This is a genomic window from Acidovorax sp. GW823-FHT05D11, assembly GCF_058795695.1.
In genome coordinates, this window is record NZ_CM179502.1 from 2,811,228 (window position 1) to 2,823,987 (window position 12,760).

Sequence of the window (12,760 nt, forward strand, 5' to 3'; positions counted from 1 at the left end):
AAAAATAATCACCTGTGCAAGCTATTGATTTCGTTCAAGTAAATCCCGAACAGGGATTTGCCGGAGGGAATCCGCGGCTGCGCCGCCGTGGAGGGCCGCCATGTCAGGCCTGGCCGGGCGGCGGCTCTGGGGGTATGGTGTTCAACTTTTTCAGGAGCGCCACGAGATGGAATGGACACGGAAAATGCCCCTTTCGCGGGCCGCGCGGGCGTGCCTGGCGGCGCTTTGGGCCGTGGCGGGCGCCCACCATGGCGGTGTTTCCGCCCAGGGCACGCCGCCGGGCGTGTCCGTGGCAACCGTGGCACGGGGGCTGGAACACCCCTGGGCCGTGGCCTTCCTGCCCGAAGGGCAGTTTCTCGTCACCGAGCGGCGGGGCCGGATGCGGGTGGTCAGCGCGGGCGGGCAGGTGGGGCCCGCGCTGGCGGGCGTGCCGGCCGTCGCCGCGGGCGGGCAGGGCGGCTTGCTGGACGTGGTGACCGATGCCGACTTCGCCCGCAACCGCCGCATCTTCTTCTGCTTTTCGGAGCCCGCCCCGGGTGGCGCGTCCGGCAACAGCACGGCGCTGGCACGGGCCACGCTGTCCGCGGATGCGCGCAGCCTGCAGGAGGTCAAGGTCCTCTTCAGCCAGCAGCCCAAGGTGGCCAGCGCCCAGCATTTCGGCTGCCGCATCGTGCAGGCGGCGGACGGCAACCTGTTCCTGGCGCTGGGCGAGCGCTACCAGCGCAAGGACGATGCGCAAAGGCTCGACAACCACCACGGCAAGATCGTGCGCATCACCCCGGACGGCGCGGTGCCGGCCGACAACCCGTTTCGCCAGCGCGCGGGCGCCTTGCCGGAGATCTGGAGCTACGGCCACCGCAATCCCCAGGGCGCCACCCTGGGCCCTGACGGCCAGCTGTGGATGCACGAGCACGGCCCCCAGGGGGGCGATGAGATCAACCTGCCCCGGCCCGGCCGCAACTACGGCTGGCCCGTGATCACCTACGGCGAGAACTACGGGGGCGGCAGGATGGGTGAAGGCACGGCCAAGGCGGGCATGGAGCAGCCGCTGCACTACTGGGTGCCGTCGATTGCGCCCTCGGGCATGGCGTTCCTCACCAGCGCGCGCTACGGCGCGGCGTGGCAGGGCAGCCTGTTCGTGGGGTCTCTCAAGTTCGGCACCCTGCACCGGCTGGAAGTCGCCCCGGGCAAGGTCTTGCGCGAGGAAAAGCTGCTGCAGGGCCAGGGCGAACGCATCCGCGACGTGCGCCAGGGGCCTGACGGCCTGATCTACCTGCTGACCGACAGCCCGCAGGGCCAGCTGCTGCGCCTGCAGCCCTCCTGATCGGCGGGCACGCCGGCGGGGCTGCGACAATGCCCCATTTCCAGAGAATCCGGCCGCCCGGAGCGGTCCACACCATGCTGCTTGACGCCACTGAATCCCAACTCGTCCTGGTCGACTACCAGGAGCGCCTGATGCCCGCGATCTTCGAGGGCCCTGCCGTGCTGGCCAATGCCCGCCGCCTGGCCGAGGTCGCGCGCATGCTGGAGGTGCCCGTGTGGGGCACGGAGCAGAATCCCTCGCGCCTGGGCGCCAATGATGCCGCGCTGCGCGCCCTGTGCCAGAAAACCCTGGCCAAGATGCATTTCAGCGCGGCCGAGGAAGGCCTGGGCGAATGGCTGCGCCCGCCCGCGAAGCCCCAGGGCGGCAACGCGCGCAGCCTGCCCAAGCACCTGCAGAAACCCGCCACCGCACAAGGCGCCGAGCGCGGCACCATCGTCATCGCCGGGTGCGAGGCGCACGTCTGCCTGCTGCAGACCGCGCTGGACCTGATCGACGACGAATTCGAGGTCTGGGTCGTGACCGATGCCTGCGGCTCGCGCACGGAGCGCAACCGCGACGCGGCCTTCGACCGCCTGGCCGGCGCGGGGGCGGAACTGGTGACGACCGAGATGGTGGCGTTTGAATGGCTGGGCAGCTGCGAGCACCCGGCCTTCAAGGATGTGCTCGGTCTGATCAAGTAGCCCGGCATCAGGTCTTTTGGGGCGCTGGCGCTTTCCCTTCATGCGCCGGAAGCTATAAAAAAACATAGCAAATCAGCGGCGCCGAAGCCGGGGGCGCGCCAGCCTCCCATGGGCTCAGGTCACAGCCACGGCTTGAGAAGTGTCACCGCGAGCCCGACCGCCGCGCAGCCGCCGAGCAATGGCAGCACGCCGGCCTTGAAGCGGAACAACGCCACCCCCGCTCCCAGGGCAATCACGGCGGAGATCGCATCGAACGCGCCGCCAAAGCCCTGGGGCCACAGCAGGTGGTAGGCAAAGAACAGCGCCAGGTTCAGGATCACGCCCACCACGGCGGCGGTGATGGCGGACAGCGGCGCGGTGAAGCCCAGCCTGCCATGGGTGGCCTCCACCATGGGGCCGCCGGCCAGGATGAAGATGAACGATGGCAGGAAGGTGACGAAGGTCACCACCACGGCCGCAGCCGCCGCGCCCGCGAACAGCGCATCGGGCCCCCACACCTGCTGCAGCCAGCCTCCCACGAAACCGACGAAGGCCACCACCATGATGAGCGGACCCGGAGTGGTCTCGCCCAGCGCCAGGCCATCGATCATCTGCGGGCCATTGAGCCACTGGTAGTGCTCGACCGCGCCCTGGTACACATAGGGCAGCACGGCGTAGGCGCCGCCAAACGTCAGCAGCGCGGCCTTGGTGAAGAACCAGCCCATCTGGGTGAGCGTGCCTTCCCAGCCCTGCGTGGCCACCAGCACCGCCATGGCCGCCAGCCACAGGGCCAGGCCCGCCCCCAGCACCCTGGCCAGGTGGCCGCGCGAGAAGCGGGCGTGCGCCGGTGTCGGGGTGTCGTCGTCGATCAGGGCCGGGCCGTAGCCCCTGGCCGCGCCCGCATGCCCGCCCCCCAGGGCGAACACCGCCGGCCAGCGCCGGGCACCGAAGTGGCCGATGAGGCCCGCCGCCAGGACGATGGCGGGGAAGGGGGCGTGGAACGCAAAAATCGCCACGAAGGACGCAGCCGCGATGCCCCACATCCACCGGTTCCTGAGCGCGCGGGTGCCGATGCGGTGCGCGGCATGCAGCACCAGCGCCGTCACGGCGGGCTTGATGCCATAGAACACGCCCGCCACCGCCGGCACATCGCCAAAACGCAGGTACACCCACGACAGCGCCACCAGAATGAATAGCGAGGGCAGCACGAACAGCGCACCCGCCACGATGCCGCCCCAGGTGCGGTGCATGAGCCAGCCGATGTAGGTCGCCAGCTGCTGGGCCTCGGGGCCGGGCAGCAGCATGCAGTAGTTGAGCGCGTGCAGAAAGCGCTGTTCGCTGATCCAGCGCCGCCGCTCCACCAGTTCGGTGTGCATGATCGCGATCTGTCCGGCGGGCCCGCCAAAGCTGATGAAGCCCAGCTTGAGCCAGAAGCGGAAAGCCTCGGCGAAAGGAACCGGGGCAGGGCTGGTGGCGGCCGTCTCGTCCGGCGGCGGGGCAGGGTGCGCGGAGGTCATGGCATGAAAGTTCTGGGCGGGACGTCTCGATGGGGGTTGCGCGCTGCATGCGCGAATGCATGCAGCGCGCGAGTATCCGCCCAACCCGTGACGGTCCGGGGCCCACCGTTGTTTCCGCGCCGCCATCCGGCGGCGCGCCGTCCCTGCCGCCGAGGGGTTCTTCCTGCGCCCTGACCCCTGCGCACAGCGGATGGGAGGGGCCTGGATGGGAGGGTGCACAGGGCGTGGCGCGGTGTTCCCTGCCGGTTGCGTCAGTTTGCCGCAAGCCCGTCATGAATAATTATGAATTCAAAACCTGCCATCCAGGCGGGCCGGAAGAGATGCCGAGGAGACACCACGATGAGCCGCTACGCCGATTTCTACCGCCAGTCCATTGATCACCGCGACGCCTTCTGGGCCGAGCAGGCCCGGCTGATCGACTGGCAGACCCCGCCCCTGCAGGTGTGCGACTACAGCAACCCGCCGTTTGCCCGGTGGTTCGTGGGCGGCACCACCAACCTGTGCCACAACGCGGTCGACCGCCACCTCGCCACGCGCGCCAGCCAGCCCGCGCTGGTGGCCATCTCCACCGAAACCGGCACAGAGCGCAGCTACAGCTTTGCCGAGCTGCACGCCGAGGTGCAGCGCATGGCGGCCGTGCTGCTGTCGCTGGGCGTGAAGAAGGGCGACCGCGTGCTCATTTACATGCCCATGATCGCCGAGGCGGCGTTCGCCATGCTGGCCTGCGTGCGCATTGGCGCGCTGCATTCGGTGGTGTTTGGCGGTTTTGCCTCGGGCTCGCTGGCCTCGCGCATCGAGGACGCCGAACCCGTGGCCGTGGTCAGCGCCGATGCGGGCTCGCGCGGCGGCAAGGTCGTGCCCTACAAGCCGCTGCTGGACGAGGCCATCGCGCTCTCCAGGCACAAGCCCGCCGCCGTGCTCATGGTCAACCGGGGCCTGGCGCCGATGCACCTGCAGCCCGGCCGCGACCACGACTGGGCGCCGCTGCGCGAAAAACACCTGGCCACCGTGGTCCCCTGCGAATGGGTCGAGTCCACGCACCCCAGCTACACGCTCTACACCAGCGGCACCACGGGCAAGCCGAAGGGCGTGCAGCGCGACACCGGTGGCTACACGGTGGCGCTGGCGGCCAGCATGAAGCACATCTTTGACGCGAAGGCGGGGGAGGTGTATTTCGCGACCAGCGACATCGGCTGGGTGGTGGGGCACAGCTACATCATCTACGGCCCGCTCATCGCGGGCATGACCACCATCATGTATGAGGGCCTGCCCACGCGCCCCGACGCGGGCGTGTGGTGGAGCATTGTCGAGAAGTACCAGGTCACCCACATGTTCTCGGCGCCCACGGCGGTGCGGGTGCTCAAGAAGCAGGACCCTGCCTACCTGGCCAGATACAGCGTGAAAAGCCTCAAGGCCCTGTGGCTGGCCGGCGAGCCGCTCGATGAGCCCACGGCCCAGTGGATCAGCGACGCGCTCTCGGTGCCCATCATCGACAACTACTGGCAGACCGAAACCGGCTGGCCCATCCTGACGCTGGCCAATGGCGTGGAACCCCAAACCACGCGCTTCGGCAGCCCGGGCAAGGCGATGTACGGCTATGACGTGAAGCTCATCGACGAAGCCACGGGCCAGGAGCTGGCGGGCGAGAACCAGAAGGGCGTGGTAGCCATCGAGGGCCCGCTGCCCCCCGGCTGCATGCAGACCGTGTGGCGCGACGACGCGCGATTCGTCAACACCTACTGGAAGAGCATCCCTGGCCGACTGATCTACAGCACCTTCGACTGGGGCATCCGCGATGCCGATGGCTACCACTTCATCCTGGGCCGTACCGACGACGTGATCAACGTCGCGGGCCACCGCCTGGGCACGCGCGAGATCGAGGAGAGCATTGCCGCGCACCCCAACATCGCCGAAGTGGCCGTGGTGGGCGTGGCGGATGCGCTCAAGGGCCAGGTGGCCATGGCCTTTGCCGTGGCCCGCGATGCGAGCGGACTCGACACCGATGCCGCGCGCCTGAAGCTCGAGGGCGAGGTCATGAAGCAGGTGGACAGCCAGTTGGGTGCCGTGGCGAGGCCCTCGCGCGTGTACTTCGTGAGCGTGCTGCCCAAGACGCGCAGCGGCAAGCTGTTGCGGCGGGCATTGCAGGCGGTGGCCGAGCGCAGGGATCCGGGAGACCTGACGACGATGGAGGATCCGGCGGCGCTGCAGCAGGTGCGGGAACTGGTGGGGGAGTGAACGGGCTCGAGGGTTCTTCTGGGTTGTTTGGGCTGAGCTTGTCGGAGCCTGCTGGGTTTGTGTGCTGATCTGATCGCGTGCCTGGTTTGAAGGCGGAGGCCGGGGCGACATCCCGGCTTCCGCCCCTGCACCCGAGCCGCCTCCCATCAAGGCGCCGCCCCGCTCCAGCTGGCGCTATGCTCGACCATCGCCACTCCTGCGCTTTCCAAGGACCACCCCATGCGCCTCGCCGTAGAAAACCTCGAAGCCTCCAAGATCCGTGAAGTCGCCAACGCCGGCATGGGCCGGGCCGACGTCCTGGCCTTCTGGTTCGGCGAAAGCGACGAGGTCACGCCCGAGCCCGTGCGCCAGGCGGCCATCGAGTCCCTGCAGCGGGGCGAGACCTTCTACTCCCACAACCTCGGCCTGCCCGAGCTGCGCCAGGCGATAGCCGCCTACGCCAGCGCGCTGCATGGCCCCATCGGTGCGGAACGGATCGCCGTGACCTCGGGGGGCGTGAGCGCGCTGATGGTGGCCATGCAGGCGCTGCTCGATGCGGGGGACGAGGTCGTGGCCGTCACGCCCGTGTGGCCCAACCTCACGGCCCAGCCCGCCGTGCTGGGTGCCCGTGTGCGGTGCGTGCCGCTGCGCGCCGAGGGCGGTGCCTGGACTCTGGACCTGCAGGTGCTGCTCGACGCCATCACGCCGGCCACACGACTGCTCATCGTCAACGCACCCAACAACCCCACGGGCTGGACGCTCACGCGCGCGGAGCAGCAGGCCATCCTGGACCATTGCCGGCGCACCGGCACCTGGGTGCTGGCGGACGAAGTGTACGAACGCCTGTATTACGAGGCGACCCCCCACGGCTGCGCGCCGAGTTTCCTGGACATCGCCGCGCCCGAGGACCGGCTCATCGTGGTGCAGAGCTTTTCCAAGAGCTTCCTGATGACCGGCTGGCGCCTGGGCTGGCTCGTGCTGCCGCCCGCGCTGGTGGACGCCGTGGGCAAGCTGATCGAATTCAACACCTCCTGCGCCAGCGTGTTCACCCAGCGCGCGGGCCTGGCGGCGCTGGAGCATGCGGGCGAGATCACGCCGCCCCTGGTGGCGCGCATGCGCCGCTGCCGCGACACGCTGCTGCCCCGCCTGGCCGCGCTGCCGCAGGTGGAGGTGGCCAGCCCGCTCGGCGGCATGTACGCCTTCTTCCGCCTGCACGGCTTTGACGATTCGCTGGCGGTCGCCCAGCGGCTGGTGAGCGAGGCCGGCCTGGGCCTGGCGCCGGGCAATGCGTTCGCGCCCGAGGCCCAGGGCTGGCTGCGCTGGTGTTTTGCCTCCAGGGACCCCGCGCGGCTGGAGGCGGGCGTGGAGCGCCTGCAGGCCTGGCTGGCGCGGTCCAGCCGGGGTTGATGGGGGGCAGAGTGCACGTGGCAGCAGCATGCCCGGTGCAGTTTGCTATATTTTTAATAGCTTCATGCGCTTGCCTGGAAAGCGCTTGCGCGGTTTTTACCTGAAACTTCCCTGGGCCTGCCGCTGCCAGCCCGATGGCAGCTGCCACTGGGCCGCCCAGCCGGTGAAGTCCGCCAGCGGCATGGGCCGCGCGATGCAATAGCCCTGCGCCTGGGTGCAGCCCAGCTGCAGCAGCATCTGTCCCTGCTCGATGGTTTCCACGCCTTCGGCGATCACGCGGTAGCCAAACGAGCGCGCCAGGCCGATCACGCCCTGCACGATGGCCAGATCGCCCGGATCGCCCATCATGCCGTGCACGAAGCTCTGGTCGATCTTGAGCGTGTCCATGGGCAGGCGGCGCAGGTAGGTCAGCGACGAGTAGCCGGTGCCGAAGTCGTCCAGCGACACCACCACCCCCAGCCCACGCAGCGCGGTCAGGGTGTGCGCCACGGCCGCCAGGTCGTACAGCGCGGCGCTTTCGGTGATCTCGATTTCCACCAGGTGCCCGGGCACGCCGGGGTGGCGCGCGATGCACCGGGCCATCCAGTCGGCGAAGTCGGGGCGCTGCAGGTGCTGGGCGGCGATGTTGACGCTCAGCGGCAGGGCCATGCCGCGCGCCTGCAGCTCTTCCAGGATGGAGAGCGCGGCCTCGACCACCCATTCGCCGAACCCGATCTCCAGCTCGGTCCCTTCCAGCAGCGGCAGGAATTCGCCGGGCGGCACCAGGCCGCGCTGCGGGTGCTGCCAGCGCGCGAGGGCTTCGGCGCCCACCACGGCGCCGCTTTTCATGTCCACCTTGGGCTGCAGGTACAGGGTGAACTGGGCATCGGCCAGCGCGTCGCGCAGGTGGCGCCCCTGCGCGCGCAGCAGCTGCAGGGCGCGCTCCTGGGCGGCATCGAACTGGTGGAAGCGGTTGCGCCCGGCCTGCTTGGCGGCGTACATGGCCTGGTCGGCATGGCGCAGCAGGGCATCGGCATCGGCGTCGTCCTGCGGGAACACCGTGTAGCCGATGCTGGCCGTGACCACCACGCGCTCGGCGTCGAGCGTGTAGGGGGCCGAGATGCTTTCCATCACGCGGTGGAGCATGGCTTCGCAACCGTTGGCCGAGTCCAGCCCGGGCATGAGGATCACGAACTCGTCGCCCCCCAGGCGGGCCACGCAGTCGAGCGGACGCAGCGCGCGCGTGAGCCGGCCGGCCACCACCACCAGGAGGCGGTCGCCCGCGCCGTGGCCCAGCCGGTCGTTCACGGGCTTGAAGCCGTCCAGGTCCAGGTAGGCCACGCCCAGCTGCGTGCCGTTTGCACGCGCCTGGTCCATGCATTCCTGCAGCTTGCGCGCCAGCAGCACGCGGTTGGGCAGGCCGGTGAGGGCATCGAACAGCGCCAGCCGCTGCAGCAGCACTTCCTGTTCGCGCTGGGGCGTCACGTCGATCGCCACGCCCAGCATGCGTTCGGGGCGGCCCATGGCGTCAAGGCCGACGATCTTGCCCAGGTTGCGCACCCAGCGCACGGCATCGTCGCCGGCCTCGCTCTGGTTGACGCGCCAGGTGGCGTCAAACGGCGTGCCGGGGTGGGCGGTGTGGCGGGCGACCTCGGTGGTGATGCGGTCGATGTCGTCGGGGGCGATGCCGCTGGTCCACTGCGTGGCGCCGAAGGGGCCCTGCGATGCGGGCAGGCCGCGCATCGCGCGCCAGCGGCTGTCCCCCGTGACGGTGCCGGTCTGCAGGTTCCAGTCCCACAGGCCCAGCGACGCGGCCGAGATGGTGAGCGAGAGCAGCGCCTCGCGTTCGCGCACCTGCTCTTCCTCGCGCTTGCGGTCGGTGATGTCGTGCACCGAGAACAGCCAGCAGGGTTCGCCGTCGAATTCGGTCGCCCGCATGGACTGCAGCACGGTGCGCGGCGGGCCGCCGCGCACGTTCAGCTTCACCTCGTAGCTGTTGAGCTGGCCGGAGCGCGCCACCGCATCCATGAGGCGCTGGCGGTCGTCGGCGGTGAAGATGCCCAGCTCGATGGCGGTGCGGCCGATGGCCTCCTCGCGCGGGATGCCCAGCATCTCCACCCAGGCGGGGTTGATGTCCACGTAGCGCCCGTCCATGCGGCGCGACAGGCCCATGGGGTAGGGCATGAGGTGAAAGATGCGCGAGAAGCGCTCCTCGGACTGGCGCAGGCGCTGCTCGGCGCGCTTGGCCTCGTCGATGTCCTGCATCACGCCGCGCACGCGGGTGACCCGGCCGTTCTCGATGACGGGCTCGCCCCGCGCGCGCACCCAGACCAGCCGCCCGTCGGTGTGCAGCACCTCCATCTCCATGCTCCACTCGGCGCGCTCGAGGATGCTCTGGCGGAAACGGTCGCGCAGGGGTTCCCGGTAGGCGGGGGCCACGTGGCGGTCGATGTAGTCGTGCGGCAGCGGGGAGCCGGGCGCCAGGCCATGGATGTCGAAACACACGTCCGACCAGTAGACCAGGCCCTTGCCGCGCTCGTCCTCCCAGGCGCCCAGACGGGCCAGGCGGCCCGCCTGCTGCAGCAGGCTGTTGAGGGCGCGCAGTTCGTCGCTGGCGCGGTGGGCTTCGGTCATGTCGTGGAAAACGAAGACAAAACAGTTTTCGCCATCCACAAGCACGGAGCGTGCCGACATCAGCCCCGGTATGCGGATTCCGTCGCGCTGGGCCACCAGGGGCAGGCGGTCGACCTTGCCCTCGCGGCGGAAGGTGTCCACCAGCCGTGCGCGCTCCTGCTCGGAGGCCCAGATCTTCAGCTCGGAGGACGTGCGGCCGATCACCTCGTCGCGCGGGCGGCCCAGCACCTCGCAAAAGGCGGGGTTCACGTCGATGTAGCGCCCGTCGGAGATGCGCGAGATGCCCGCGGGATCGGGGAGCGTCTGGTAGAAGGTGGTGTACTTGGCCTCCGAGGAGCGCAGCGCGTCCTCCACCTCGCGGTGGGCCGTGATGTCCACGTCCATGCCGATCAGGCTGAGCGGGCGCCCGCCCGCATCGCGGCGGGCCACGGCGCCGCGCGACATCAGCCAGCGCCACTGGCCGCGCGTGTCCATCACGCGGAATTCGGCTTCGTACGTCTCGTCCAGCCCGTCCATGGCCCGCGCCAGCCGGGCGGCGTTGCGCTGGGCGTCGGCGGGGTGGCGCAGCGCATACCAGCGCTCCCACAGGCCCTGGGCGTCCGCGTCGTCGCAGCTGATGCCAAACGCCTCGTAGAACCGGCCGTGGCAGCGGAACTGGCGCTGGACCACGTCCCATTCCCACCGGCCTCCGCCCAGGGAGTCCATGGCCAGCTGCAGCTGCTGTTCGCGCTGCACCAGGGCTTGCTGGGTGCTGGTGCGCGCCAGCTCCGCGCGGGCCTTGCTGGCCAGCAGCAGGCGGCCCACGCCCAGCATCAGAACGCCCGCGCCATGGTGCCAGGGAAGGCTTGTCGGCCACGGGGCACCGGCCGGCGGCGCGAGGTTCGCGAGCCAGAGGCAGGCCGATACCACCAGGGGCAGGGTGATGGCCAGGCCCACCAGCGCGATCCATGCCGCCGGGCGCAGAGGCAGGCGCCGGGCCATGCGCCGCCACAGCCATGCCAGCAGCCACGTGGCGCCCAGCACCAGCACGGCGGGCGGGGTGGCGGAGGGGGCCGTCGCGACCACGGCCAGCAGCGCCACCAGGGCGGTGATGGCGGCCGGCAGGCCGCCGAAATAAAGTCCCATGAAGGCGGCCACGGTGGGATAGGCCACCAGCCTCAGCTCGGGCGCATTCCAGTGCAGCGCGGTGAACGACACCGCCGACACCGCGCCGCCCGCCACGCCCAGCAGCCAGAGCGTGCGCCGCGATGGCCGCAGCGCCTCCTGGGGCGGGAGCCACTCCAGCACCAGGAGCAGCGTCATCAGTACCGTGCCGGCCAGGAGCGTGTTGTTACCCATGGCGGAGCGCGCTGCAAAGGCAGGGCCAGGGGGCCGGGACGGCTTCAGCGCAAACCGCTGCCCGCGCCGACCGGCCCGGGTGGTGTGCGGCGGCGCGGTGCCCCGCGCCGTCCAACGCAAGACTCAGATCGCAGCGGCCCGGGGAAAAAACCATTCCCCGAGTTTATGGCTGTTCCGGCGCCGTCCGGCCCGGCCGCAGTGTCCTGATAAGCCCCGTTGACAGCATCGTGCCGCACACGATGACGAGCGCGCAGCCCAGCATCCACGGCGTGATGCGCTCGCCCAGGAAGATCGCGCCATACAGCACCGCGAACACGGGCGCGATGAAGGTCACGGCCAGTGCCCGGCTGGGCCCCGCGCTGGCGATGAGGCGAAAGTACAGGATGTAGGCGATGCCCGTGCACAGCACCGCGATGGCGACGATGCAGCCCCAGGCGCGGGGGCCCGGCATCTGCGCCGGCCACAGCCACAGGGTGGGCACGGCCAGGCCCAGCGCCGCGCCCAGCTGGCTGCCCGTGGCGGTGGCCAGGGGCGGTATGCCCGTGAGGAAACGGCGCGCAAAGCTGGCCGACAGGCCGTAGAAGGATGATGCCAGCAGGCACGCCGCGATCGCCCATTCGGCGCTGTCGCTCTTGAAACCCGTGCCGGCCGGCGCGCGCCACGCGAGCAGCGCCACGCCCACGAAGCCCAGGGCCAGGCCCGCCCAGCGCAGGCGGTTGATGCGGTCGCCCAGCCAGAGCCAGGCCACCAGCGCGCCGAACAGGGGCACGGTGGCATTCAGGATCGAGGTCAGGCCCGTGGCGAGGTGCAGCACCGCCCAGGAAAACAGCGCGAACGGAATCGCCGAATTGATGACCCCGGCGAACATGATGGGCCGCCAGTGCCTGCGCAGCGCGGGCCCATGGCCCTGGCGCAGCATGATGGGCCACAGGAACACCGTGGCCAGCGCCACGCGCAGCCCGGCGGTGGGCAGCGGGCCGAACTCGGACGCCCCCAGCCGCATGAAAAGAAACGAGGCGCCCCAGAGCGCCGCCAGCAGGATGAATTCGCCGATCCAGGTGGTGACGGGTTGGGTTCCCGGGCTGTTCGGGCTGTTCATTCATGGCCTTTCTCTGGGGGCAGGGCGCCCGCCGGCACGGGCGGCCGCGGGGGCGCGAAGAGCGCATTCTCCATGGTCAGCAGGGCCGTCTTGCGGTCCAGCCCGCCCGCGTAGCCTGTCAGGCTGCCGTCCGCGCCCAGCACGCGGTGGCAGGGCACCACCACGCTCAGCGGGTTGCGCCCCACGGCCGCGCCCACGGCGCGCACGGCCAGCGGCCGGCCCAGTTGCTGGCTCAGGCGCCCATAGCTGGTGGTGCCGCCGCGGCCGATGGCCAGCAGGGCGCGCCACACCGCCTGCTGGAACGGCGTGCCGCCCGAGAGATCCAGCGGCAGATCGAAGTCCTGCCGATCGCCCCGCAGGTACTGCTGCAGCTGGCTGGCGGCGGCCTGCAGCACGGGATGGCCGGCCGCCTCGGCCCAGGCGTGCCCGCCGTGGAGAAAACTGGCGGGTTCGTGGCGCTGGCCTTCGAACCAGACGCCGCAGAGGCCGGCGGGCGATGCGGCCAGGCGCACCGGCCCAAGGGCGGTGCTGGCCCGCGCCTGCACGGTGTGGGGGTGGTATTGCATGGGAATCTCGGTGATTTTGAATA

8 protein-coding genes are annotated in these 12,760 nt (G+C 70.2%); 4 read left to right on the forward strand and 4 right to left on the reverse strand.

Annotated features, from left to right (window positions below; genetic code table 11):
• The first annotated feature begins 184 nt into the window (after positions 1-184).
• Positions 185-1,324, forward strand: a complete 1,140-nt coding sequence (locus tag AC3RCE_RS13115; RefSeq protein WP_218295059.1) for a PQQ-dependent sugar dehydrogenase — start codon at positions 185-187, stop codon at positions 1,322-1,324.
• A 74-nt stretch (positions 1,325-1,398) separates the two neighbouring features.
• Positions 1,399-2,004 carry an isochorismatase family protein gene (locus AC3RCE_RS13120; protein ID WP_218338612.1) on the forward strand — a complete coding sequence of 202 codons (606 nt, stop codon included), beginning with the start codon at positions 1,399-1,401 and terminating at the stop codon, positions 2,002-2,004.
• Between the two features lie 119 nt (positions 2,005-2,123).
• Here the strand turns inward: AC3RCE_RS13120 and chrA are convergent, their stop codons facing one another.
• The gene (gene chrA, locus AC3RCE_RS13125) at positions 2,124-3,500 is read right to left on the reverse strand and encodes a chromate efflux transporter (protein ID WP_218338611.1); all 1,377 of its coding nucleotides are present in this window, start codon (positions 3,498-3,500) and stop codon (positions 2,124-2,126) included.
• Between the two features lie 339 nt (positions 3,501-3,839).
• Between chrA and AC3RCE_RS13130 the strand changes: the two genes are divergently transcribed.
• Together AC3RCE_RS13130 and AC3RCE_RS13135 are read left to right on the forward strand one after the other, a co-directional pair.
• Positions 3,840-5,735 (forward strand): propionate--CoA ligase, encoded by a 1,896-nt coding sequence (locus tag AC3RCE_RS13130; RefSeq protein ID WP_218338610.1) that lies wholly within the window; start codon positions 3,840-3,842, stop codon positions 5,733-5,735.
• 219 nt (positions 5,736-5,954) lie between these two features.
• On the forward strand, positions 5,955-7,121 hold the full coding sequence (locus AC3RCE_RS13135; protein ID WP_218338609.1) for a pyridoxal phosphate-dependent aminotransferase: 1,167 nt from the start codon (positions 5,955-5,957) through the stop codon (positions 7,119-7,121).
• A gap of 96 nt (positions 7,122-7,217) precedes the next feature.
• On the opposite strand, the gene AC3RCE_RS13140 is transcribed toward AC3RCE_RS13135, so the two are convergent.
• From AC3RCE_RS13140 to AC3RCE_RS13150, 3 genes are all read right to left on the reverse strand, one after another.
• On the reverse strand, positions 7,218-11,072 hold the full coding sequence (locus AC3RCE_RS13140) for an EAL domain-containing protein (RefSeq protein WP_492253191.1): 3,855 nt from the start codon (positions 11,070-11,072) through the stop codon (positions 7,218-7,220).
• Between the two features lie 163 nt (positions 11,073-11,235).
• The gene (locus tag AC3RCE_RS13145) at positions 11,236-12,171 is read right to left on the reverse strand and encodes a DMT family transporter (RefSeq protein WP_218295053.1); all 936 of its coding nucleotides are present in this window, start codon (positions 12,169-12,171) and stop codon (positions 11,236-11,238) included.
• On the reverse strand, positions 12,168-12,737 hold the full coding sequence (locus tag AC3RCE_RS13150; protein ID WP_492245938.1) for a methylated-DNA--[protein]-cysteine S-methyltransferase: 570 nt from the start codon (positions 12,735-12,737) through the stop codon (positions 12,168-12,170). Before AC3RCE_RS13150 ends, AC3RCE_RS13145 begins: the two co-directional genes overlap by 4 nt.
• Positions 12,738-12,760: the final 23 nt, after the last annotated feature.

Excerpts from the sequence above, each read along its gene's own strand:
- AC3RCE_RS13115 (WP_218295059.1), top strand. The coding sequence starts at position 185 with ATGCCCCTTTCGCGGGCCGCGCGGGCGTGCCTGGCGGCGCTTTGGGCC.
- AC3RCE_RS13120 (WP_218338612.1), top strand. The coding sequence starts at position 1,399 with ATGCTGCTTGACGCCACTGAATCCCAACTCGTCCTGGTCGACTACCAG.
- chrA (WP_218338611.1), bottom strand. The coding sequence starts at position 3,500 with ATGACCTCCGCGCACCCTGCCCCGCCGCCGGACGAGACGGCCGCCACC.
- AC3RCE_RS13130 (WP_218338610.1), top strand. The coding sequence starts at position 3,840 with ATGAGCCGCTACGCCGATTTCTACCGCCAGTCCATTGATCACCGCGAC.
- AC3RCE_RS13135 (WP_218338609.1), top strand. The coding sequence starts at position 5,955 with ATGCGCCTCGCCGTAGAAAACCTCGAAGCCTCCAAGATCCGTGAAGTC.
- AC3RCE_RS13140 (WP_492253191.1), bottom strand. The coding sequence starts at position 11,072 with ATGGGTAACAACACGCTCCTGGCCGGCACGGTACTGATGACGCTGCTC.
- AC3RCE_RS13145 (WP_218295053.1), bottom strand. The coding sequence starts at position 12,171 with ATGAACAGCCCGAACAGCCCGGGAACCCAACCCGTCACCACCTGGATC.
- AC3RCE_RS13150 (WP_492245938.1), bottom strand. The coding sequence starts at position 12,737 with ATGCAATACCACCCCCACACCGTGCAGGCGCGGGCCAGCACCGCCCTT.